This window comes from Peribacillus sp. ACCC06369 (genome assembly GCF_030348945.1).
Taxonomy (GTDB): domain Bacteria; phylum Bacillota; class Bacilli; order Bacillales; family DSM-1321; genus Peribacillus.
The window spans coordinates 4,966,420-4,988,921 of record NZ_JAUCEN010000002.1 but is presented as its reverse complement, the minus strand read 5'-3'; the positions used below and the strand labels follow the sequence as shown (position 1 = coordinate 4,988,921).

Annotated in this window: 25 protein-coding genes and 2 riboswitches; of the genes, 22 read left to right on the top strand and 3 right to left on the bottom strand. The window is 41.4% G+C overall.

Features of this window, described 5'->3' with window-relative positions; translation table 11 throughout:
- Positions 1-38 precede the first annotated feature (38 nt).
- The 21 genes from QUF78_RS25420 to QUF78_RS25320 all read left to right on the top strand — a co-directional run bounded on the left by QUF78_RS25420 (position 39) and on the right by QUF78_RS25320 (position 18,586).
- Complete coding sequence (locus tag QUF78_RS25420) at positions 39-1,826, top strand: acyl-CoA dehydrogenase family protein (protein WP_289326864.1); 1,788 nt, start codon at positions 39-41, stop codon at positions 1,824-1,826.
- A gap of 141 nt (positions 1,827-1,967) precedes the next feature.
- On the top strand, positions 1,968-2,324 hold the full coding sequence (locus QUF78_RS25415) for an arsenate reductase family protein (RefSeq protein ID WP_289314487.1): 357 nt from the start codon (positions 1,968-1,970) through the stop codon (positions 2,322-2,324).
- Between the two features lie 95 nt (positions 2,325-2,419).
- Complete coding sequence (gene gcvH / locus QUF78_RS25410) at positions 2,420-2,803, top strand: glycine cleavage system protein GcvH (protein ID WP_125162586.1); 384 nt, start codon at positions 2,420-2,422, stop codon at positions 2,801-2,803.
- Between the two features lie 93 nt (positions 2,804-2,896).
- Positions 2,897-3,262, top strand: coding sequence for a toprim domain-containing protein (locus QUF78_RS25405; RefSeq protein ID WP_048688210.1), 366 nt, complete (start codon positions 2,897-2,899; stop codon positions 3,260-3,262).
- Positions 3,263-3,574 (top strand): thioredoxin family protein, encoded by a 312-nt coding sequence (locus QUF78_RS25400; protein ID WP_353957928.1) that lies wholly within the window; start codon positions 3,263-3,265, stop codon positions 3,572-3,574.
- A 147-nt stretch (positions 3,575-3,721) separates the two neighbouring features.
- Positions 3,722-3,828, top strand: a riboswitch (SAM riboswitch).
- A 103-nt stretch (positions 3,829-3,931) separates the two neighbouring features.
- Positions 3,932-5,242 carry an O-acetylhomoserine aminocarboxypropyltransferase/cysteine synthase family protein gene (locus tag QUF78_RS25395; protein ID WP_289326863.1) on the top strand — a complete coding sequence of 437 codons (1,311 nt, stop codon included), beginning with the start codon at positions 3,932-3,934 and terminating at the stop codon, positions 5,240-5,242.
- A 118-nt stretch (positions 5,243-5,360) separates the two neighbouring features.
- Positions 5,361-5,473: riboswitch (SAM riboswitch) on the top strand.
- A 165-nt stretch (positions 5,474-5,638) separates the two neighbouring features.
- Positions 5,639-6,673 (top strand): methionine ABC transporter ATP-binding protein, encoded by a 1,035-nt coding sequence (locus QUF78_RS25390; RefSeq protein WP_289314490.1) that lies wholly within the window; start codon positions 5,639-5,641, stop codon positions 6,671-6,673.
- Positions 6,666-7,334 carry a methionine ABC transporter permease gene (locus tag QUF78_RS25385; RefSeq protein WP_289314491.1) on the top strand — a complete coding sequence of 223 codons (669 nt, stop codon included), beginning with the start codon at positions 6,666-6,668 and terminating at the stop codon, positions 7,332-7,334. Before QUF78_RS25390 ends, QUF78_RS25385 begins: the two co-directional genes overlap by 8 nt.
- 15 nt (positions 7,335-7,349) lie before the next feature.
- Positions 7,350-8,186 (top strand): MetQ/NlpA family ABC transporter substrate-binding protein, encoded by an 837-nt coding sequence (locus QUF78_RS25380; RefSeq protein WP_289326862.1) that lies wholly within the window; start codon positions 7,350-7,352, stop codon positions 8,184-8,186.
- A gap of 102 nt (positions 8,187-8,288) precedes the next feature.
- Positions 8,289-8,492 (top strand): YuzK family famiily protein, encoded by a 204-nt coding sequence (locus QUF78_RS25375; protein ID WP_081092419.1) that lies wholly within the window; start codon positions 8,289-8,291, stop codon positions 8,490-8,492.
- A 453-nt stretch (positions 8,493-8,945) separates the two neighbouring features.
- Entirely contained in the window at positions 8,946-9,731 is a 786-nt protein-coding gene (gene sufC, locus QUF78_RS25370; RefSeq protein ID WP_289314493.1) for a Fe-S cluster assembly ATPase SufC, read from the top strand.
- 15 nt (positions 9,732-9,746) lie between these two features.
- Positions 9,747-11,048 (top strand): Fe-S cluster assembly protein SufD, encoded by a 1,302-nt coding sequence (gene sufD / locus QUF78_RS25365; protein WP_289326861.1) that lies wholly within the window; start codon positions 9,747-9,749, stop codon positions 11,046-11,048.
- A complete protein-coding gene (locus QUF78_RS25360; protein WP_289326860.1) occupies positions 11,048-12,277 on the top strand; it encodes a cysteine desulfurase in 1,230 nt (409 codons plus the stop codon). The genes sufD and QUF78_RS25360 overlap by 1 nt, the downstream gene beginning before the upstream one ends.
- Entirely contained in the window at positions 12,267-12,695 is a 429-nt protein-coding gene (gene sufU, locus QUF78_RS25355; protein ID WP_034310148.1) for a Fe-S cluster assembly sulfur transfer protein SufU, read from the top strand. Before QUF78_RS25360 ends, sufU begins: the two co-directional genes overlap by 11 nt.
- A gap of 55 nt (positions 12,696-12,750) precedes the next feature.
- On the top strand, positions 12,751-14,148 hold the full coding sequence (gene sufB, locus QUF78_RS25350; protein WP_289326859.1) for a Fe-S cluster assembly protein SufB: 1,398 nt from the start codon (positions 12,751-12,753) through the stop codon (positions 14,146-14,148).
- Between the two features lie 201 nt (positions 14,149-14,349).
- Positions 14,350-15,198 carry a DUF72 domain-containing protein gene (locus QUF78_RS25345; protein ID WP_289326858.1) on the top strand — a complete coding sequence of 283 codons (849 nt, stop codon included), beginning with the start codon at positions 14,350-14,352 and terminating at the stop codon, positions 15,196-15,198.
- Positions 15,199-15,282: 84 nt separating this feature from the next.
- Positions 15,283-16,110: a sulfite exporter TauE/SafE family protein gene (locus tag QUF78_RS25340; RefSeq protein WP_289326857.1), complete on the top strand. Its 828-nt coding sequence runs from the start codon at positions 15,283-15,285 to the stop codon at positions 16,108-16,110.
- 16 nt (positions 16,111-16,126) lie between these two features.
- Positions 16,127-17,512 carry a bifunctional metallophosphatase/5'-nucleotidase gene (locus tag QUF78_RS25335; protein ID WP_289326856.1) on the top strand — a complete coding sequence of 462 codons (1,386 nt, stop codon included), beginning with the start codon at positions 16,127-16,129 and terminating at the stop codon, positions 17,510-17,512.
- Positions 17,513-17,582: 70 nt separating this feature from the next.
- Positions 17,583-17,876 carry a YunC family protein gene (locus QUF78_RS25330; RefSeq protein ID WP_370016733.1) on the top strand — a complete coding sequence of 98 codons (294 nt, stop codon included), beginning with the start codon at positions 17,583-17,585 and terminating at the stop codon, positions 17,874-17,876.
- A gap of 155 nt (positions 17,877-18,031) precedes the next feature.
- The gene (locus QUF78_RS25325) at positions 18,032-18,355 is read left to right on the top strand and encodes a hypothetical protein (protein ID WP_289326854.1); all 324 of its coding nucleotides are present in this window, start codon (positions 18,032-18,034) and stop codon (positions 18,353-18,355) included.
- Positions 18,356-18,460: 105 nt separating this feature from the next.
- Entirely contained in the window at positions 18,461-18,586 is a 126-nt protein-coding gene (locus QUF78_RS25320) for an HD domain-containing protein (protein ID WP_289326853.1), read from the top strand.
- 186 nt (positions 18,587-18,772) lie between these two features.
- Here the strand turns inward: QUF78_RS25320 and yunB are convergent, their stop codons facing one another.
- Complete coding sequence (yunB, locus tag QUF78_RS25315; protein WP_289326852.1) at positions 18,773-19,522, bottom strand: sporulation protein YunB; 750 nt, start codon at positions 19,520-19,522, stop codon at positions 18,773-18,775.
- 87 nt (positions 19,523-19,609) lie between these two features.
- Positions 19,610-20,599, bottom strand: a complete 990-nt coding sequence (locus tag QUF78_RS25310) for a M23 family metallopeptidase (protein ID WP_370016730.1) — start codon at positions 20,597-20,599, stop codon at positions 19,610-19,612.
- Between the two features lie 188 nt (positions 20,600-20,787).
- Here QUF78_RS25310 and lipA point away from each other — a divergent pair, with 188 nt between their 5' ends.
- Positions 20,788-21,702 carry a lipoyl synthase gene (lipA, locus tag QUF78_RS25305; RefSeq protein WP_125162574.1) on the top strand — a complete coding sequence of 305 codons (915 nt, stop codon included), beginning with the start codon at positions 20,788-20,790 and terminating at the stop codon, positions 21,700-21,702.
- A gap of 43 nt (positions 21,703-21,745) precedes the next feature.
- Here the strand turns inward: lipA and QUF78_RS25300 are convergent, their stop codons facing one another.
- Positions 21,746-22,408, bottom strand: coding sequence for a YhcN/YlaJ family sporulation lipoprotein (locus QUF78_RS25300; RefSeq protein ID WP_289326851.1), 663 nt, complete (start codon positions 22,406-22,408; stop codon positions 21,746-21,748).
- Positions 22,409-22,502 lie beyond the last annotated feature (94 nt).

Below are 22,502 nucleotides of genomic sequence, written 5' to 3'. Positions count from 1 at the left end.
GTAGGTTTACTTTCATTAATCACTTAGGAGGAAAAAACATGTCCAATCAAACAACAGATAACCTCATTAAAGGCGGAGCCTTTTTAGTAGAAGATATTACGTATGATCAAGTGTTTACACCGGAAGATTATTCCGAAGAGCATAAAATGATTGCCAAAACTTCAGAGGATTTCGTGGTGAATGAAATTCTGCCGCAGGTTGAACATTTAGAAAACCATGAATTCGACCGTTCTGTAAAATTACTGAAGCATGCAGGTGAAATCGGTTTACTTGGTGCAGACGTTCCTGAGGAATACAGCGGATTGGGTCTTGATAAAATCAGTTCGGCATTAATTACAGAAAAAATGGCACTTGCAGGCGGCTTCGGAATTACGCATGGTGCACACGTAGGTATCGGATCTTTGCCGATCGTATTATTCGGGAATGAAGAACAAAAGAAAAAATATCTCCCTTTACTGGCAACGGGTGAGAAAATTGCTGCGTATGCCTTAACGGAACCCAGCTCAGGTTCAGATGCTTTGGGGGCAAAAACGACGGCGAAATTGAATGCTGAAGGAACACACTATATTTTAAATGGTGAAAAACAATGGATTACAAATGCAGGTTTTGCAGATGTCTTCTGTGTATACGCCAAAATCGACGGCGAACAATTCTCTGCTTTCATTGTAGAGCGTGATTATGAAGGTGTATCGACTGGTGCTGAAGAGAAGAAAATGGGCATCAAAAGCTCATCTACACGTACATTAATCCTCGAAGATGTTCATGTACCTGTCGAAAACCTTTTGGGTGTAGCCGGAAAAGGGCATGTCATTGCTTTCAATATCCTGAATATTGGCCGTTATAAATTAGGCGTGGGTGCTGTCGGCGGATCTAAACGTGCCCTTGAGATTACAGCTGCTTATACGAATCAACGCCAACAGTTCAAAACGAAAATTTCCGATTTTAACTTGACGAAAGAAAAACTTGCCACAATGGCGTCTAAAATTTATGCAGCAGAAAGCTCTGTATACCGTACTGTTGGCCTTTATGATCAAAGGCAAAGCAAATTGACGGATGAGCAAGTAAAAGATGGTAAATCAATGGCAGCTGCAATCGCTGAATATGCAATTGAGTGTTCATTGAATAAATTCTTCGCTTCCGAAGTATTGGATTATGTTACGGACGAAGGCGTACAGCTTCATGGCGGTTATGGTTTCATGCAGGAGTATGAAATTGAAAAAGCATATCGTGATTCCCGTATTAACCGGATTTTTGAAGGTACAAATGAAATCAACCGATTGCTTGTACCGGGAACTTTCCTGAAGAAAGCACTTAAAGGGGAATTGCCGCTTCTTCAAAAGGCTCAAGGCCTGCAAGAGGAATTAATGATGATGATGCCGGAAGAGCCTGGCGATGAGCCATTGGCACAAGAAAAAATGCTTGTTAGAAACGCTAAGAAAATCGGTATTTTGGCAGCTGGCCTTGCTGCACAGAAATACGGCAATAAGCTTGATCAAGAACAAGAAATCCTCTCCAATATTGCTGATATAGCATCCCTTGCATATGCAGCTGAATCCGTGGTATTACGTACGGAAAAAGCAATTGCGGCTACAGGGCTGGAGAAGAACAAACAAAAAGTGCTTTACACGGAAATTTTCGTTCAGGAAGCTTTCAATGAAATAGAACAGCATGCAAAGGAAACGTTAATTGCGGTGGAAACAGGCGATACCCTTCGCATCATGCTTTCTTCACTTCGCAAGCTGACAAGACACAATCCAATCAATGTCATTGCGAAAAAACGTGAAGCTTCCGTTAAGGTAATCGAAACGGAAAAATATGCACTTTAAGCAATGAATCAGAATCTGTAAAGGGAATGCCCGTAAAGGCATTCCCTTTATTTCCTTTGATGAAATAGCAATGGAAATTCAAAAGACATTTCGTTGTATTGCGTGGTGAAAACGGGTATTCTATTGATAGGTGGTGAAATGATGGGCTTAACATTATATTGGTACCCAAAATGCGGCACATGCCGTAATGCGAAGAAGTGGCTGGATAATCATGAACTGCAATATGAAGCGATTCATATAGCGGAAAATCCGCCTTCGCGAACTGAAATAGAACAACTATATAAAATCAGCAATTTGGAATTGAAGAAGTTTTTCAATACTAGCGGTCAAAAATATCGGGAGCTAGGCTTAAAGGATAGGCTGAAAGAAGCTTCTGAAGCAGAGATGCTTGATATATTGTCCACAGATGGCATGCTTCTGAAAAGGCCGATTGTTACGGATGGTACCAAAGTGACGGTAGGTTTCAAAGAAGAGCAATTCGAACAGGTTTGGAACTGAAATTTTACAAAATATTTGGTTAATTCCTTACTTAAACAATAAATCTACCTTATAATGGAATAGATAAAATAAGATGTACATATGGAGGGTTTATAATGACAACAACACCAAAAGAACTTCGTTACACTAAAGAACATGAATGGGTCAAAACCGAAGATGGAACAGTGCGCATTGGAATTACAGCTTTTGCCCAGTCCGAGCTTGGGGACATCGTCTTCGTTGAGCTTCCAGAAATCGGGGATGAACTGAAAGCGAACGAACCATTTGGAAGTGTTGAATCCGTTAAGACCGTTTCTGAGCTGTATGCTCCTATCAGTGGCAAGGTTGTGGAAGTAAACGAAGACTTAAGTGACAACCCTGAATATGTAAATGAATCTCCTTTTGAAAAAGCATGGATGATCGTGCTGGAACCATCAAATAGCAGTGATATTGAAAACCTGATGAGCGCTGAAGAATATGAGAGTTTGATTAACGGTTAAAAACGAAGGAGAGGGGGGACTGAAAAGGCCTGCTCTCTTTTTCATTTTGTACAATCGCAGTTGCGCACATAATTCGTGAGATGGAGTGATGACATGGAATGGGGCGAATTCGATAAAGTGATCATTGTAGAAGGCAGTTCCGATAGAAGAAAAGTTGCCTCCGTTTTAAATGAAGATGTGGAAATTAGATGTACGAATGGGACCATATCATTAACTAAGCTTGATGAATTGGTGGATGAATTGATGGACCGTGATGTTTATCTCCTTTTTGACGCAGATGAATCAGGAGAAAAGCTCCGGAAGCAATTCCGAAGGGAAATGCCGGAAGCGAACCACCTGTATATTAATAAAATGTACAAAGAAGTGGAGAGCTCACCTGAACATCATATCGCAACTGTGCTTTTATCTGCCAATATGAATGTTAAAATGAAATTTTTAAGTCAAAGGGTGAACGACTAATTGATTCAGGAATGGAAAGAAGAAGAGTGTAAGCTTGCCGTTGAACAAGGGGAAACATTTTGCTTATATTTATATACGCCATTATGCGGCACCTGTCAGGTGGCTTCCAAGATGCTGACGATATCCATGGAACTTTTCCCGGAACTGAAGGCAGGTAAAATGAATATGAATTATGTTCAAGCTATTGCCGAATCATATGAAATTGAAAGTGTCCCGTGTTTATTGTTTTTCAAAAAAGGGCAGCTGCACAGAAAAATATATGCCTTTCAATCCGTTCCTTATTTATATGGATTGCTTAAGGAAATCAGCTGAAAAACCAATCAGAAACGGATTGGTTTTTTTAGTTGTGGACAAGTGGCGGTCAAATTGGAATTGAACAAAGAATATTCTAACAATTCATTGACTGATTCATTCTAAAATGTTATATTTTGTATTAAGAAAGCATCCTGAATTTAATAGTTCTTATCAAGAGTGGCGGAGGGACTGGCCCGACGAAGCCCGGCAACCGGTATAAATTTATATACGGTGCTAATTCCAGCAGAGTGTTAGCTCTGAAAAGATGAGGTGCGTTTTTAAAACCTCTTCTTGTGGAAGTGGTTTTTTTGTTTTGAAAGGCCCGGTTTCAATATAATTCCTACTAAATCCATAGAGAAAGAGGAGAAATAGTATATGTCAGAGAAAAAGTTGCGTTTCGAAACATTGAGTGTTCATGGCGGTCTGCAAGCTGATGAAACAGGTGCACGTGCAGTCCCTATCTACCAAAGCAATGCATACTTGTTCAAAGACACTGACCATGCAGCGAATTTATTTGGCTTAAAGGAGAATGGCTATATATATACACGACTACATAATCCCACGGTCAGCGTTTTTGAGGAAAGAATGGCCTTATTGGAAGGCGGTATCGGCGGATTGGCAACAGCAAGCGGAATGGCTGCCATCTCACTGTCAATCCTGAATATTGCCGGTGCAGGGGATGAGATCGTTTCAGCCTCCACTTTATATGGCGGTACGTATAATCTTTTTGAAAACACTCTTCCGAAATATGGGATTAAAGTGAAGTTCGTTTCTCCTGATGACCCTGAAAATTTCAAAAGGGCGATAACGCCAAGAACTAAAGCCATATTTGCCGAAACAATCGGAAATCCAAGTTTGAGGGTCCTTGATATCGAAGCGGTAGCTGACATTGCCCACAATGCCGGGATACCTTTAATCATTGATAATACCTTCGCTACACCGTATCTATGCAGACCAATTGATTTTGGAGCGGATATTGTCATCCATTCCGCTACAAAATGGCTTCTGGGAAATGGAACCACTTTAGGCGGTGTCATCGTGGATGGAGGGAAGTTCGATTGGAACTCGCCAAACTACCCTGGCTTTACGGAGCCTGATCCAAGTTACGACGGTCTGGTATACGCCGAGGCAGTTGGACCAGCCGCTTTTATAACGAAAGCCCGAGTGCAGTTACTTCGTGATTTAGGCCCTGCGCTAAGTGCCCAAAGCGCATTCCAGTTTACGCTTGGACTTGAAACGCTGCATGTAAGGATGAAAGAGCATCTTTCGAACACGAAGTCTGTACTTCAATATTTGAAAAATCACCTGGCCGTGACTTGGGTTTCGCATCCTTCTAATGAGGATCATCCCGATAAAGCCCTTGCGGATAAATATTTGCCCAAGGGAGCAGGATCCGTTGTGACTTTTGGAATTAAGGGAGACCGCGAAGCCGGGGCGAAACTTATCAATTCGGTGGAATTATGGTCCCATGTAGCGAATGTAGGGGATGCGAAGAGTTTGATCATCCACCCTGCCAGTACGACCCATCAGCAATTGAATGATGCAGGTCTGGCGAAAGCGGGTGTGCGTGCTGATCAAGTCCGTTTATCCATTGGGATTGAAAATGTAGAGGATTTAATAGAAGATTTGGAGCAGGCAATTGAAAAAGCGACGAATATCGTCTCCTTGACTTCTAAAACGGTTTAAGCAAAAAGTCCTGGGCATTCTTAAACTAGAAATATTATACATTGCGCTCCTTTTTTATCTATGATAAAATTTCAACATACTAAAGAACTTAATGATGTACAAATATTCTATATATTAGCTCTTATCAAGAGAGGTGGAGGGATGTGCCCGATGAAACCCGGCAACCGACAAGGAGATTTCCTTGGAAAGGTGCCAATTCACACAAAGTTTAATCACTTTGGAAGATGAGAGGAAGGCCTGTTTCTTCACCTGCCTTTCTGCTCATGCAGAAAGGTTTTTTCTATTTCAGTAGGAAAAACCTTTGCATGAACTGCAAAATTGGTAGGGGAAACAGATAATAATGTAGAGAAATTAACTAAGTTCATAGGTTTTATTGGATAAAAGAGGTGAGGATTAATGATTACATTGACAAAAGTCAGTAAGCTGTTCCGAACAGGAAAAGGAAGCAGTGAGACGATCAAGGCTGTAAATAATGTGAATGTTGAAATAAATAAAGGCGAGATTTTCGGTATTATTGGTTATAGTGGAGCGGGGAAAAGTACTTTGATCAGGATGCTCAATGGATTGGAAACACCGACAGAAGGATCCGTTGTGGTGGCTGAGAAGGAAATTTCAAAAATTAAAGGTGCTCAGCTTCGTAAGGCCCGTCAAGAAATCAGCATGATTTTCCAACATTTCAATCTATTATGGTCCAGGACCGTTCAGGAAAATATATCCTTCCCGTTGGAAATTGCAGGAGTTTCAAAATTTGAACGCACCAAACGTGTGAACGAATTGATCAAGTTAGTCGGACTGGAAGGCAGAGAAAAGGCCTATCCTTCGCAATTAAGCGGAGGGCAAAAGCAACGGGTGGGAATAGCCAGGGCTCTAGCGAATGATCCTAAAGTGCTGCTGTGTGATGAAGCGACTTCTGCCTTGGATCCACAGACTACCGACTCTATACTCGAATTGCTTGTTGACATCAATCAGCGTCTTGGGTTGACGATTGTCTTGATAACACATGAAATGCATGTAATACGTAAAATCTGTCATCGTGTGGCTGTGATGGAAAGCGGGCAAGTTGTTGAACAGGGACCTGTCCTGGATGTTTTCAAGAATCCTAAAGAACAAATGACGAAGCGTTTCGTGCAACAGGTGACGGAACCAGAAGAAACGAAAGAAACGATGGACCATCTGCTCGAACGCTTTCCTGCAGGCAAAGTGATTCAATTGACTTTTGTAGGTGATCATGCAGAAAGCCCGTTGATCACTAAGCTCGTACGTAACTTCGAGTTGGATGTCAATATCGTTCAAGGTAAAATATCGCAAACCAGAAGCGGTTCATATGGAACGTTGTTTATCCATCTTGATGGCAAAGAGGATGAAATGCTCCGCGCAATCGAATTCATTAAAGCACAGCAGGTAGGCGTGGAGGTGATTACTCATGCTTGAAGAATTATTGCCGAATGTTGATTGGGAAGACATTATTGAAGCAACGAAAGAAACGCTTTATATGACAAGTATCTCTGTAGTGGCAACCTTTTTTATAGGCATATTATTAGGATTAATCCTGTTCTTGACAGGGAAGGGGAATATGTGGGAAAACCGGGCAATCAACGCGGTCATCAGTGCTGTGGTTAATATATTCCGATCCATTCCATTTCTTATTTTGATCGTGCTGCTCATTCCTTTCACTAAAGCGCTTGTCGGTTCCATGATTGGAGAGAACGCTGCACTGCCGGCACTTATTATCGGTGCGGCACCATTTTATGCACGTATGGTTGAAATCGGCCTCCGTGAAATCGATAAAGGTGTAATTGAAGCCGCTAAATCGATGGGGGCAAAAACGAGCACGATCATTTGGAAGGTCCTTCTTCCGGAGTCGATGCCTGCCCTTATTTCCGGGATTACGGTAACATCGATTGCATTGGTTGGATATACCGCAATGGCCGGGGTCATTGGCGCAGGCGGACTTGGTAATCTTGCCTATCTGGAGGGCTATCAAAGAAATCAAAATGACGTTACGCTTGTAGCGACTATCGTTATTCTAATTATCGTCTTCATAATTCAAATTATTGGAGATGTGATTACATCTAAATTGGATAAAAGATAAAGGGAGATGAAAAGGATGAAAAAGTTTTTAGGATTTGCATTGATTTTAGTGTTATCCATCGCTTTAGCTGCTTGTGGAAGTGAAAAGGATAAAGGCGGCAGTGAAACGGAAAAAGAATCGAAGAAATTAGTTGTAGGGGCATCCAATGTTCCGCATGCTGAAATCCTTGAGGAAGCTAAGCCGCTTCTTGAAGAAAAAGGAATCGAATTGGAAATCGAAACATTCCAGGACTATGTGTTACCAAATAAGGCTTTAAACGATAAGGAATTGGATGCTAACTATTTTCAGCACATTCCTTATTTAGAATCACAAATTAAAGAAAACGGATATGATTTCGTTAATGCAGGCGGAATCCATATCGAGCCAATAGCTCTATACTCACAAAAATATAAAACCATCGAAAAACTTCCTGATGGGGCAACGATCATTTTAAGCAGCTCTGTCGCTGATCATGGGCGTGCTTTATCCCTTTTGGAAAAGAATGGCCTGATCACTTTGAAAGAGGGAATCGATAAAACGACAGCTACAACTAAAGACATCGTTGAAAATAAGAAAAACCTTAAATTCGATTCTGATTATGAAGCGGCTCTGCTTCCTAAAATTTATGAGAGCGGCGAAGGCGATGCTGTTTTGATCAACTCCAACTATGCGATCGATGCAGGTTTGAATCCGATTGAAGATTCAATCGCCATTGAAGATTCTGAATCACCATACGTGAATGTCATCGCTGTAAACAAAGGTGACGAAAACAAAGAAGCAATCAAAGCGCTTGTAGAAGTATTGCATTCTAAAGAAATTCAAGATTTCATCCTTAAAGAATACAAAGGTGCAGTTGTACCGGCGGATAAATAATTCAACAATGACGACCTGATGTAATTCAGGTCGTTTTTTCATGTTTATATATGATAGTAAAAGGGTAGAGAATGATTGAAGGTAATAAAATGATACACAAATTTGAAAGGATGGTTCACTATCAATACTCTGGATTTAAATGTAACAAGCGAAATGGAAAAGGCGATGCAGTCTTCACATGGGATTGGCTACAGTGAGTACAGTAGAAACTTAGACCTCCGTATCGAGGTTGAGAAAGAACGAGATAGGGAACATGAAAAGTGCAACAAAATGGTCCTGGACCTGCAACGCAAAATTCACGGCTAAGTATATAAAAGAGTTCTTTAAAAGATCGGTCTGTAGAGGTAAAATGGTAAGTGGTCCAGAAAATAAGGGTTTCCTTATTGGATGAACTTACATAATGCCTTACAGCCCGATTTTTTTATTTTCAAAGCGGAACGTTCATACCATCCGATAAACTCTTTCGGACATATATTAATAAGAACGAAGGTTTGCCGAATAATAAGATAATTTTAACAAAAGCTAAAATAAGGCTTAATATGCTGTAAATAGGCTATATCTGTTAGTATGGTAAGAATAGGACAGGTTTTTAACATGTAAGAAGTGGAAACACCTTTCTATATTAGTTGATTCCAAATTGGATTTGTTATAAAATTGGAATGAGAATAAAATGAGAATGGTTTTACGTAAATTTATAGTCGAGAAAGTAATCTTTACTTTCTGGTAATAAAATAGGAATTAGTTCACGGAGGTATTATTATGTCAGCTTCTACATTAACGGTTAAAGATCTTCACGTATCAATTGAAGGCAAAGAGATTTTAAAAGGGGTAAACCTTGAAGTTAAAGGTGGGGAAATCCATGCGATCATGGGACCAAATGGAACTGGTAAATCCACTTTATCATCAGCGATCATGGGTCACCCTAAATATGAAGTAACAAGCGGAAGCATCACATTCGATGGTGAAGACGTATTGGAAATGGAAGTCGACGAGCGCGCTCGTGCAGGCCTATTCCTAGCTATGCAATATCCAAGTGAAATCAGTGGTGTTACAAACGCTGACTTCCTACGTTCTTCCATTAATGCACGCCGTGAAGAAGGCGATGAAATTTCATTGATGAAGTTCATCCGTCAAATGGATCAAAAAATGGAATTCCTTGAAATGGATGAAGATATGGCGCAACGCTATCTGAATGAAGGTTTCTCCGGCGGAGAGAAAAAACGTAACGAGATCCTTCAATTAATGATGATCCAACCTAAAATTGCAATTTTGGATGAGATTGATTCAGGTCTTGATATCGATGCACTTAAAGTCGTTTCAAAAGGAATCAACGAAATGCGCGGAGAAGACTTTGGATGCTTGATCATCACTCACTACCAACGTCTATTAAATTACATCACTCCTGATTATGTACATGTAATGATGCAAGGACGTGTCGTTAAATCAGGCGGTCCTGAACTTGCTGCCCGCTTGGAAGCGGAAGGTTATGATTGGATCAAACAAGAATTGGGCATTGAAGACGAAACTGTTGGCGAAGAAGCGTAAGTAGGAGGATTTGCAATGACTACAGAAACGAAATTACCGTTTGAACAAGAGGATATAAGCTCCTATTCAACTAAAAATAATGAGCCAGCTTGGCTTTCCGAGCTTCGGATTCAAGCGTTTTCTGAATTTGAAAAGCTCCCGATGCCAAAGCCGGATAAAACGAAAATCGACAAATGGAATTTTACTTCCTTCAAAACCCACGCGGTTGAAAGTGAAGCTTTTGCCTCTTTAGAGGAGCTTCCGGAAGAAATCAAATCCATCATTGAAGAAAATGGGAACTTATACATTCAACGCAACAATACGCCGGCATATATCAATCTGTCAGCTAATGTTAAAGAACAAGGCGTCATCTTTACGGATATTTTCACAGCAGCCCGTGACCATTCTGAGCTCGTGCAAAAATATTTCATGAAAGACGGCGTTAAAATAGATGAACATCGTTTAACAGCGTTGCATGCTGCATTAGTCAATGGGGGAGCATTCCTGTATGTTCCGAAAAATGTAGAAATCAAAGAACCGCTTCAATCGGTATTCCTGTTGGATAATCCAGATACTACACTTTTCAACCATGTATTGATCGTAGCGGAAGATAACAGCTCGGTAACGTATGTGGAGAACTATTTCTCAAACGTTGAATCTAGCGAAGGTATCGCCAATATCGTAACCGAAGTAATTGCGAATGCAAACGCAAAAGTGGAATACGGAGCGGTCGACACCCTTTCAAAAGGATTTACGACATATGTTAACCGCCGTGGAGTGGCAGGCCGTGACGCACATATCGAATGGGCGCTAGGTCTTATGAATGACGGTAATACGATTTCGGATAACACAACATATTTAATGGGCGATGGCTCACATGGGGATACTAAATCCGTTGTAGTTGGCCGCGGGGAGCAAAAGCAAAACTTCACGACTGCCATCATTCATTATGGTAAGCGTTCTGAGGGGTATATCCTTAAGCATGGTGTTGTGAAGGAAAGTGCATCCACGATTTTCAATGGAATTGGAAAAATAGAGTATGGTGCGACAAAATCCAATGCCGAACAAGAATCACGCGTACTGATGTTAAGTGAAAAAGCACGCGGAGATGCCAATCCAATCCTTTTAATTGATGAAGATGATGTAACGGCTGGTCATGCCGCTTCTGTCGGACGTGTTGACCCGCTTCAACTTTATTATTTAATGAGCCGTGGTATAACAAAGCAAGAAGCGGAAAGACTTGTCATTCACGGATTCTTGGCCCCTGTTGTTAACCAACTTCCTATTGAGGGAGTAAAAAAACAATTAGTAGCGGTCATTGAAAGGAAAGTACAGTAATGAACCCATACGAAATTCGTAAGCTTTTTCCAATATTAGATCAAGAAGTCAATGGTCAGCCATTAGTTTATTTAGATAGTGCTGCAACCTCTCAAAAACCGGCTGCAGTGATTGAAGCGATTGAGCAATATTACCGCGGATACAACTCGAATGTTCACCGCGGGGTGCATACACTAGGAACAAAAGCTACGGATGCGTATGAAGGTGCACGTGAAAAGGTGCGTAAATTCATTAATGCTTCTTCTACTGAAGAGATCATCTTTACCAGAGGTACGACTACTTCTTTGAATACAGTAGCAAAAAGTTACGGTGGAGCAAATGTTAAAGAGGGTGACGAAATCGTCATCTCTTACATGGAGCATCATAGTAATATCATTCCGTGGCAACAGCTTGCCAAAGAAAAAGGCGCGGTACTGAAGTACATTCCACTTCAAGAGGATGGAACGATTTCCCTTGATGATGTGAGGGCTACAATTACGGATGCAACGAAAATCGTTTCCATCATGCAGGTTTCGAATGTACTTGGTGTTATCAATCCTGTGAAGGAAATCGCGAAAATTGCCCATGATCACGATGCTGTAATGGTAGTCGACGGGGCACAAAGTACACCTCATTTAAAAGTGGATGTCCGCGATTTGGATTGTGACTTCTTTGCCTTCTCAGGTCATAAAATGGTCGGTCCGACTGGTATCGGCGTATTATATGGTAAAAAAGAATTACTGGAAAAAATGGAGCCGATTGAATTTGGCGGGGAAATGATTGATTTTGTAGGTTTGTATGAGTCTACATGGAAAGAACTCCCGTGGAAATTCGAAGGCGGAACCCCTATCATTGCTGGTGCGATCGGCATGGGGGCTGCGATCGATTTCTTGGAAGAAATCGGCTTGGATAATATTGAGCGGCATGAACATAAACTCGCTGCTTATGCAATGGAAAAAATGTCTGCAGTTGAAGGACTTACCATATACGGTCCAAAAGATGCAGAAAAACGTGCGGGCGTAGTAACCTTTAATATTAATGACGTACATCCACATGATGTCGCTACCGTACTTGATGCAGATGGAATTGCTGTCCGTGCCGGTCATCACTGCGCACAGCCATTAATGAAATGGCTTGACGTGTCATCGACAGCAAGAGCAAGTTTCTATCTCTATAACACGGAAGAAGATATTGATAAGCTTGTGTCCGGGCTTGTTAAAACGAAGGAGTATTTCAGCAATGTCTTTTGATAACTTAGATACACTTTACCGTCAGGTCATTATGGATCATTATAAGAAACCACGTAATAAGGGTATGCTTGAGGATGGCAGCATGACAATTGATATGAACAATCCAACTTGCGGCGATCGGATTCGTTTAACGATGAAGATTGAAGATGGAAAAGTCAGCGATGTTAAATTCGATGGTGACGGTTGTTCGATATCCATGAGTTCAGCTTCCATGATGACTCAAGCCATAAAGGGCAAAGACGTAGATACTGCTTTAGCGATGTCCGAGACTTTTTCCTTAATGATTCAAGGAAAAGAATACGATGATGAGATGGACCTTGGGGATATTGAAGCCCTTCAAGGTGTTTCTAAATTCCCTGCCCGAATCAAGTGTGCGACGCTGGCTTGGAAGGCCATGGAAAAGGGATTGAAGGAATAATTAAATTAAAATGAGCTGTTGTAATTCAGCCATTTGAAATGGAGGAATACGAGCTATGGCAAAGAAAATGCCTGATATAGGCGATTATAAATATGGCTTTGCGGATAAAGATGTTTCCATCTTCCGTTCAAAGCGTGGTCTGACAAAAGAAATCGTGGAAGAAATTTCTCGAATGAAGGATGAACCGCAATGGATGCTTGATTTCCGTTTGAAATCATTGGAGCATTTCTACAACATGCCAATGCCTCAATGGGGCGGCGACATGCAAAGCTTGAACTTTGATGAAATCACATACTATGTTAAACCATCAGAGAAATCAGAGAAATCCTGGGATGAAGTTCCTGATGAAATCAAACAGACTTTTGATAAATTGGGAATTCCTGAAGCTGAACAAAAATACCTTGCAGGCGTATCTGCTCAATATGAATCAGAAGTGGTTTACCATAGCATGAAAGTGGAATTGGAAGATATGGGTATCGTGTTTAAAGATACGGACTCAGCACTTCGTGAAAATGAAGATATCTTCCGTGAGCATTTTGGAAAAACGATTCCGCCGACTGACAATAAATTCTCGGCATTGAATTCAGCAGTTTGGTCAGGTGGATCTTTCATCTATGTACCAAAAGGCGTTAAAGTGGATACTCCGCTTCAAGCTTATTTCCGAATCAACTCTGAAAACATGGGTCAATTCGAACGTACGCTTATTATTGTTGATGAAGGCGCATCCGTTCACTATGTAGAAGGTTGTACAGCACCTGTTTATACAACTAACTCCCTTCATAGTGCGGTTGTTGAAATCATCATTAAAAAAGATGCTTACTGCCGTTATACGACGATCCAAAACTGGGCAAACAACGTGTTTAACCTGGTTACGAAACGTGCGGTTTGTGAAGCAAACGCAACAATGGAATGGATTGATGGTAACATCGGTTCTAAATTGACAATGAAATATCCTGCTGTCATCTTAAAAGGTGAAGGCGCTCGCGGTATGACATTATCCATTGCCATTGCCGGTAAAGGCCAACACCAAGATGCTGGAGCTAAAATGATTCACCTAGCGCCAAATACATCTTCAACCATTGTATCAAAATCAATTTCTAAACAAGGCGGTAAAGTAACATACCGCGGTATCGTTCACTTCGGACGTAAAGCCGATGGGGCTCGTTCCAACATTGAATGTGATACATTAATCATGGATAATCAGTCTACATCTGATACAATCCCTTACAACGAAATCTTGAATGACAACATTTCCCTTGAACACGAAGCGAAGGTTTCCAAAGTATCTGAGGAACAATTGTTCTACTTGATGAGCCGCGGAATTTCTGAGCAAGAAGCAACGGAAATGATCGTAATGGGCTTCATCGAACCATTTACAAAAGAACTTCCAATGGAATATGCGGTTGAAATGAACCGTCTGATCAAGTTCGAAATGGAAGGCTCCATCGGTTAATATCCGACTGGCCTGCCTGTAAGGCGATTTAGAATAACCATTCATACAAAAGCCTGCCGGGTTTGCCTGGCAGGCTTTTGTATTTGGAAAGTGATATATGACACTCTTATACCAAAGATTAAATATGGCTCAATAAGGGTAAAAAATAATAAAGGAAGAAGTCAGGAAATGGGGACTGTCCCGAGAGGAGTGATGGTGCAGATGATTTATGTTGGTGTGACAGGTTGGGGGGATCATGATAGTTTGTATCATGGCGGTGTGTCCCAACGTGATAAACTCAAAGAGTATGGGGCTCATTTTCCCATTGTGGAGGTGGATGCCTCATTTTATGCAGTCCAGCCAAAGAGGAACAGTGAAAAGTGGGTATCAGAGACGCCGGCATTATTCAAGTTTGTCGTCAAAGCCTATCAAGGGATGACAGGACATCAGCGTGGGGAGATCCCATTTGAAAGTAAGAAGGAAATGTTCAAGGCATTTCGCGACTCTCTGGAAGCTTATCAGAAGTCAGGGAAGCTCGCGATGGTCTTATTTCAGTTTCCGCCATGGTTTGATTGTAAGCGTGAAAACGTGAATTACCTGCGATGGTGCAAAGCTGAAATGGGCGATATTCCAGCTGCCATAGAATTTCGGAATCAAAGCTGGTACAGACCAAGCGTAGTCCAGCAAACTTTGGACTTTATCCAAGAGGAAGGCTGGATCCATAGTGTATGCGATGAGCCGCAGGCTGGAGAGGGATCCATTCCTGTCGTTCTGCATGCCACCGATAAAGATAAAACCCTGATACGCTTTCATGGCCGTAACCTGCATGGTTGGCAGAGACCTTCTTCGGGTGATGATTGGCGTGAGGTTAGGTACTTATACCGATATAATCATCAGGAATTGACTGAATGGGTGAAGAAAATAAGGATATTGGAAAAGGAATCCAAGGAGATATATGTCCTGTTCAATAATAACTCAGGCGGAGATGCCGCCGATAATGCCAAACAAATGATTGAGTTGCTTGGTATTGAATATGAAGGACTGGCTCCAAGGCAGCTTGGTTTGTTTTAAAAGGCATTATATAATCAATAAAGAGAAGATGTGACAAGCTAGTAGAGGTGCTATCCTCACAAACAGGAAAAGGCGGATTTCTTCATGGTATGGTTAGTTTTAGTGGGTATCGGATTATTAGCGGGATCAATCGGCTCTCTTGTCGGTCTGGGCGGAGGCATCATCATTGTGCCTTCTCTTTTATATTTAGGTACTTCGACAAATATAATCGATGAGCTGACACCTCAAGTGGCCGTAGGTGTTTCAACCGTTATCATGATTTTCACGGGGTTATCTTCTACTTTATCTTATTTAAAACATAAAGTGGTGGATTATAAGGCCGGCTTAATCTTCTTTATAGGCAGTGCACCAGGTGGCATAATAGGGGCATATGTTAATAAAAACCTTAATGTCGAAGCTTTTTCATTGTACTTTGGGATTTTCATGGTTTTCATGGCTATCGTGTTATTAGTGAAGGACCGGTTGAAGCCAATGGTTTTCAAGCCTGGAAAAGGGAAAATGGTCAAAACGTATAAAACTGAAAATGGACATTCATTTTCTTATGGTTACCACCCCCTTATAGCTGTATTGATTACTTTTTTCGTGGGATTCAGCTCCGGGTTATTTGGGATTGGCGGCGGAGCCTTAATGGTTCCCGTAATGATGCTTCTTTTCTTCTTCCCTCCGCATATGGCTGTAGCGACTTCGATGTTCATGGTATTTCTGTCTTCCATCACTAATTCGATTACGCATATTTCCCTTGGAAATGTAAATTGGCCATATGTTTTTGCCCTGATTCCAGGTGCATGGTTCGGTGCTAAGTTGGGGGCATTCATCAATACGCGCCTAAAAAGCGCGTCGCTGGAAAATATGTTAAAAATAGTGCTGATAATCATTGGTTTACGTCTTATATACCAAGGTATTACAGGATAAACGAGGAGGAAAAATGATGTCAGAAATCATTCATTTATATCACACCAATGATCTCCATAGTCATTTTGAGAATTGGCCTCGTATTGATAAGTTTCTTAAAGATAGAAGACAACTTCATCAAGAAACGGGAGAAGAAGCGATCATACTTGATATAGGTGATCATGTGGACCGCTGGCATCCATATACAGAAGGTACGTTGGGTAAAGGGAATATTGAACTGCTGAATGAAGCGGGCTACCAATATGTGACCATCGGCAATAATGAAGGGATCACTTTACCTCATGATGCGTTAGACTCCTTATATGATCAAGCAAGGTTCAAAGTCTTGGCAGCCAATATTTATTACGGAAATACTGAAAGACCGGAATGGGCGCTGCCATATTGGATACATACAACGGAAAAAGGCACCAAGATCGCCATGATAGGTTTGACAGCCTTTTTTCAAAAGTTTTATTCTGCGTTGGGCTGGGAGATAACAGAACCATTCGCGGAGTTAAAGGTACAGCTTGAAAGGGTCAAAACAGAGGCGGATGTCATCATCATCCTTTCTCACCTGGGCATCCATGATGATGAGAGGATGGCAGTGGACTTTCCGGAGATTGACGTCATACTTGGCGCGCATACCCACCATATCCTTCACCAAGGGAAAGTGATCAATGATACACTCCTTTGCGGTGCAGGAAAATATGGTTTTTTTGTTGGACAGGTGGAAATGACCGTCAATCAGGAAAAGAGAATTAGCCAGAAGAGTGCCATTCTATATGATACCAATGACTTTTCGGAATTAGAGGATGAACGGGCATGGATTGAAGCGATGTACCAGGCCGGAGGGGAAATGCTAAAACAGGTCGCAGTGGACTTGCCGGAAGCCTTGGACAATGATTGGTTCAAGGTAAGTGCTTTGACAAAAATCCTTGGAGAGGCCTTAAGGGAATGGAGTCAGGCGGATTGCACCTTTTTGAATGCTGGTCTTCTGCTCGAGGGATTGCCGAAGGGACCAGTCACAAAAGGGGATATTCACAGAATCTGCCCACACCCCATCAATCCTTGCGTCGTTGAAGTAAATGGGAATGAGTTAAAAGAAATCTTAATGCAATCGAGAAATGAGGAGTGGCCTCATATCCAAGTGAAAGGTTTCGGTTTCCGCGGAAAAATCATGGGAGTCATGCAATATGATCAAATTGAATTTAACGAAATGGAGAATGGAATCGTAAATGGGATTCTGATAAAAGGGGAGAAACTGCAGGCAGATAAGTCTTATAAATTGGCAATACCTGATATGTTCACGTTTGGGCACTTTTTTCCAAGTATCCAGCGCTCCAATCGTAAGAAATACCTATTACCGGAATTCTTGCGGGATATCCTTTTATGGAAGTTGAAAAAAATGTATACGGATGCCTAACGCTAAATCACGGTTTCGCCCTTTTTTTCATAAAGTATGGGGAAGAAAGGGGCGAAACCAATTGATTAGCATGATACCTATAATACTTAATAATCATACATTCCTAGCCATTTCAGTCCGACTTCCCAAAACGAATTTACTTGCTGTCGCGTCCGAAAAAGGGTATATAATGTGCGGTGCGTTAGATGTAGGACTGTTGAATGATAAATTGAGAGATCGTAAAATCCTTGCAGGAAGGGCCACAGGAGTTAAATCGATTGAAGAGCTTTTGGAAGCGCCGCTTGAATCAGTTACCTGGGAGGCCGTGGAAAAGGGCATTCATCCAGGAATGATTGGTAAAGAAGCATTAATCAAGATGATTTGAAAAGGTGGGCTTTCTTTTACCCAGAAGGGGGCCTTGTTTTTTACCAAAGATTTATTCAATAATGGATTCATTTATCAAATTATTTTCCGATAACCCTTATAAAGGAAAAAAATGGTTTTATTTACAAATATTGAATGTGGAAATGGAGTACAAGAATGAGGCTAGCTATCACAAAGACCCTAAGCCCTGGAGCCAGGCTCGGAAAAAATATCTATAATGAGCGGGGCCATATCCTATTATGTGAAGATCTTATATTAACTCAGAAAATGATCAATCGACTGGTGTCCTTTAATATTCCCTTTGTTTACATCCAAGATTACAGGACGGATGACATTATTCCAATGCCTCCAGTATCCGGGAAACTAAGGAGAGAAGCCATTAATACGATTGAAACCACATTCCTAGACATGAAAAACAAAATCAACCTTGATGGATCGTTCACGATAGAGCAGGCTAACGTCAAGTCATGGACGAGCTGAATAGGAATAAAGAGTTAATGACTTTATTGGCCGAAGTTTATACAAACGACGACTACATCTTTACTCACTCCTTCAATGTGACCTTATTATACCCTGGCGATCGGGATGGAATTGAACATTAATGAAAAGAATCTCGAAATTCTTGGGCTGGGCGCGATTTTACATGATGTCGGCAAAATGCTCGTACCTTTGGAAATCCTTCGTAAACCCGGTCAGCTCAGAATTGAATGATGGGAGAAAAGGGGTGATATCAGCTCAAAATGAGGGGATAGGGGACTGCCCAATGATCAGGATACTTCAAGAAAATGGGGAACAGATAAAAGTATGAAGTGGACTTGAATAAAAACCTGCATTTGCTGATCATGAAATGTCTCAATATACAAGAACCAGCCTAACCACAAGGATAAGCTGGTTTTATTATTCCTTGTTTTCCTTCATGATGGCAGGTGCCAACGAACCGTTTCCGTTACTATAATAACTTGGTACATCACCTTCAATTAGCAGACTGCCGACTGTCACTTCCTGACTTACCTTGGTCTCCTTGGTGAAAGAGGGGATGACGATTTGAATATTGACATCAAAATCCACAATCAATTCATAATACACATTATTGATGCCTGCGTTTGTCAGTTTTGTCCTCAAATCCGATTCAACATTGCCGATGACTGACATTTTCACGGGGATTTCAGGTCCGTAGTTGGAAAGGAGGTTATTCCCGGTCACGACACCCAAAGGTATATAATAGACCACACTTTTATATTGTTCATCATTTATTTTGGCTGAACCCGTTTTAAAAGGATTTCCCTTTTTGATGCCAAGCTTCTTTTGAATATCCTTCGTAATGCTAGCGCGCAATTCGCTGTATATGACCGGATTGAAGCTATAGGATGAACTGGAGTCCTTACCACCCTCGTTGTTGGTGATGATTTTGTTCATATCCACCTTGGCTATATTCTCATCAACCGATTCATGAATCGTTTCCGTTGCAATCCGTTTGATTTCATATTCGGCTACACTCATGATCACGGGTTCGATTGATTTATCAACGTACCAAAGAGTCATGATGCTGGTTATGATAAAAAGGATAAAGGAATAGAGAAATACTTTTCGGGTGGGAAGAGGCCCCTTCTTTCGGAATTTCTTTGTTCGAAATCTTTTTCGGAACACGCTTTAGCCCCCTTTACTAATACCTATGCATCAAGTTCAGGGGTTTATGTTCGAATCAAAAAAAAGCAGCGTAAAATTCATCGCCGCTTACTTTTTCTTTTTAGCTAAATCCTTCCTTTCCCACATTTTCAAATAGGGGTAAGGGTCAAAGCTCCATTCCGTGATTCCGTTGTCTTTGTACATTCCGTAATGAAGATGCGGAGGGAATTTCCCTGAAGTTCCCGGAGGGCCGTAACCTGTACTGCCAACACCTCCGATGACTTGCCCGGGCTCGACGATCTGTCCGACTTTCAATCCTTTGGCAAAACCGCTTAAATGAGCAAAGTAATGATACGTATTATTTAAATCCCGTATCCCGATCCGCCAACCGCCAAATTTATTCCAGCCTTTCATTTCGATGATGCCATAGCTCGTTGATCGAACGGGAAGGCTATAATCCGCAAATATATCAGTACCCTCATGGATTCTCCTTCCGCCCCATCCACGAGCGCTTCCCCATGTATTCAAATACGTATAATGAGTCCGTACTGGAACGGGGAAGGCCTTTTCCTGTAAATCCAGCCGGCCATATTTCTTATAAATCTCGGCATTGCCGATAATGATGCTGACGGCTTTATCTCGTTTATAATAATCCCACAAGCCGATCCGGATATTATCTTCATCTGCACCATAAGTATGGAGATGCTTCGAAAAAGCATATAAGCGATCGGTATCATTAGTAATATCAGCTTTGCCATCACCATTCCCATCCTGGCCAAGCCCATCAAAAAATGTGATCGTGAGCGGGTTCACGTCGTTCAAGTCAGGATTGAGGGCACCGCTCCACTTTGAAGGCTCGATGTTGATGCCTATTAAACCCTTTGCCGGCTCTAAATCCCGTCGGGCAGCCCTTAGGCTGTGCTCATATTGATCAGCCCCAGCAAGGTAATACCATGGGATTTGGAGGGTAGCCTCCATATTTTTGTATAGCTCCATTCTCCCGGCATAAGCTTCAGGGGTATCGGCAGCTTTAGCCACTTGGCTTGGTGCATTCAAAATAAACAAACAAGTTAGGGTAAGAAGGAATAATTTTTTCAACGGGGCAGGCTCCTTTCATGTCACTCTCCGTATTTATAAAGACATCAGTCCATCCATCTTTTATAGTTTTGCTGATTTAGCTATAAACATGAAAAATAAATAATGGGAAACCAACTATAACTTGTATAAATGCTTTTTTATTGTTAAAGTAGGGTGTGTTAATTTCTATAGAATGGAGTGGCATTTTCATGTCTTCTACAAATAAAGAAATTCTTCGTAAACCAGATTGGTTAAAAATAAAGCTTAATACTAATGAAAATTACCTCGGTTTAAAAAATATGATGCGCGAAAAAAATCTTCATACTGTCTGTGAAGAGGCGAAATGTCCAAATATTCACGAATGCTGGGCAGTGAGAAGAACGGCTACATTCATGATATTAGGTGAAATCTGTACAAGGGCTTGCCGTTTTTGTGCTGTTACAACCGGACGACCTAATGAATTGGACTGGGCTGAACCGGAGCGTGTTGCCGATTCCGTCGTATTGATGAATTTAAAGCATGTCGTCATTACAGCTGTTGCCCGTGATGATTTAAAAGATGGAGGCGCTGAAGTTTTCGCTGAAACGGTCCGTGCCATCCGACGCAAGAATCCATTTACATCGATTGAAGTATTACCGTCGGATATGGGCGGGGTACATGAAAATATTAAGACTTTGATGGATGCTAAACCAGACATTCTGAACCATAATATAGAGACAGTCAGAAGTTTATCCGACCGTGTACGGGCTCAAGCCAAATACGAACGTTCATTGGAGCTTTTAAGAAGAGCCAAGGAACTGTATCCGGAGATTCCGACAAAGTCGAGTTTAATGGTTGGCCTTGGTGAAACGCGGGAGGAAATCCTTGAAACGATGGATGACCTAAGGGCCAATAATGTGGATATCATGACTATCGGCCAGTATTTGCAGCCGACTAAAAAGCATTTGAAGGTGCTGAAATACTATACGCCTGAGGAGTTTGCCGAATTGAAAGAACGTGCATTGGAAAAAGGCTTCAGCCATTGTGAATCCGGCCCGCTAGTCCGTTCTTCCTACCATGCGGACGAACAGGTTAATGCTGCGGCAAAACATAAGCAAACCAAAGGTGAAGAACTATTGAAATAGAGTGAAATAAAGGACCGAAAAAATTCGGTCCTTTCATTTTTAATTAACGGTTATCCATTTTTTGATGGATGTTATCGTGATGATCCCTTTTATCGTTAATCATTTCCCCATTTTCATTTTCCCCGTCACTCATTTTGTATCCTTGAGGCGATTTCAGCATTCTTTTGATGGTTTGTTCAATCGTATAGTCGATCCCTTTGCTGCCGGATTTCAATGTAGAGAAATTCTCGACATCTTGGGCAAGGTTTTGATAATCATCACTAACATAGACATGATAGTAGCGAGGCACGATGGACATGGCAGTACGTTTAACTTGGTCTGCGGTTTCAGTCCGATCCTTGGTATTGGTATCATATACGACAAGAACTTCCTCGTCGGTCACCAGAGTAGCCGCATCATTGACATTAGGAATCTGAACACTCAGTTTTGAAATGACATCAGACAGTTGTTCCCGGTCAATGGAAGCATCCTTGTTGGAAATATTACGGCCGTCAATGGTTGCACTATTTGTGCGGGTAAAACCGAAATCATCACTTTTGTTGTCATTATTACGATAATCCTCATCATAATATTGAGTTGGGTTGTTTACGTTTGTTGGGTTGCCGGCATTGTTTTTTGCACCGAGCCCCTGATCCTCTTTTTTATCAGCACATCCAGTTAATGCAATAATCGAACTTAAACCTATCGTTATTAGCGTTTTTTTCATCAATAACACCCCCATAACTTTAGGATGAACATATTTCTCTATTTTTCGCTTAGTAATTGATGGGGAATCAGTTATAATTTAAAGAAGGAATGTA

Coding starts and splice junctions, on each gene's coding strand:
- QUF78_RS25345 (WP_289326858.1), top strand. CDS start 14,350: ATGATTTATGTTGGTGTGACAGGTTGGGGGGATCATGATAGTTTGTAT.
- QUF78_RS25300 (WP_289326851.1), bottom strand. CDS start 22,408: ATGAAAAAAACGCTAATAACGATAGGTTTAAGTTCGATTATTGCATTA.
- QUF78_RS25420 (WP_289326864.1), top strand. CDS start 39: ATGTCCAATCAAACAACAGATAACCTCATTAAAGGCGGAGCCTTTTTA.
- QUF78_RS25390 (WP_289314490.1), top strand. CDS start 5,639: ATGATTACATTGACAAAAGTCAGTAAGCTGTTCCGAACAGGAAAAGGA.
- sufC (WP_289314493.1), top strand. CDS start 8,946: ATGTCAGCTTCTACATTAACGGTTAAAGATCTTCACGTATCAATTGAA.
- QUF78_RS25340 (WP_289326857.1), top strand. CDS start 15,283: ATGGTATGGTTAGTTTTAGTGGGTATCGGATTATTAGCGGGATCAATC.
- QUF78_RS25415 (WP_289314487.1), top strand. CDS start 1,968: ATGGGCTTAACATTATATTGGTACCCAAAATGCGGCACATGCCGTAAT.
- QUF78_RS25405 (WP_048688210.1), top strand. CDS start 2,897: ATGGAATGGGGCGAATTCGATAAAGTGATCATTGTAGAAGGCAGTTCC.
- QUF78_RS25335 (WP_289326856.1), top strand. CDS start 16,127: ATGTCAGAAATCATTCATTTATATCACACCAATGATCTCCATAGTCAT.
- sufD (WP_289326861.1), top strand. CDS start 9,747: ATGACTACAGAAACGAAATTACCGTTTGAACAAGAGGATATAAGCTCC.
- gcvH (WP_125162586.1), top strand. CDS start 2,420: ATGACAACAACACCAAAAGAACTTCGTTACACTAAAGAACATGAATGG.
- QUF78_RS25380 (WP_289326862.1), top strand. CDS start 7,350: ATGAAAAAGTTTTTAGGATTTGCATTGATTTTAGTGTTATCCATCGCT.
- sufU (WP_034310148.1), top strand. CDS start 12,267: ATGTCTTTTGATAACTTAGATACACTTTACCGTCAGGTCATTATGGAT.
- sufB (WP_289326859.1), top strand. CDS start 12,751: ATGGCAAAGAAAATGCCTGATATAGGCGATTATAAATATGGCTTTGCG.
- QUF78_RS25395 (WP_289326863.1), top strand. CDS start 3,932: ATGTCAGAGAAAAAGTTGCGTTTCGAAACATTGAGTGTTCATGGCGGT.
- QUF78_RS25385 (WP_289314491.1), top strand. CDS start 6,666: ATGCTTGAAGAATTATTGCCGAATGTTGATTGGGAAGACATTATTGAA.
- lipA (WP_125162574.1), top strand. CDS start 20,788: ATGTCTTCTACAAATAAAGAAATTCTTCGTAAACCAGATTGGTTAAAA.
- QUF78_RS25330 (WP_370016733.1), top strand. CDS start 17,583: ATGATACCTATAATACTTAATAATCATACATTCCTAGCCATTTCAGTC.
- QUF78_RS25360 (WP_289326860.1), top strand. CDS start 11,048: ATGAACCCATACGAAATTCGTAAGCTTTTTCCAATATTAGATCAAGAA.
- QUF78_RS25320 (WP_289326853.1), top strand. CDS start 18,461: ATGGAATTGAACATTAATGAAAAGAATCTCGAAATTCTTGGGCTGGGC.
- QUF78_RS25325 (WP_289326854.1), top strand. CDS start 18,032: ATGAGGCTAGCTATCACAAAGACCCTAAGCCCTGGAGCCAGGCTCGGA.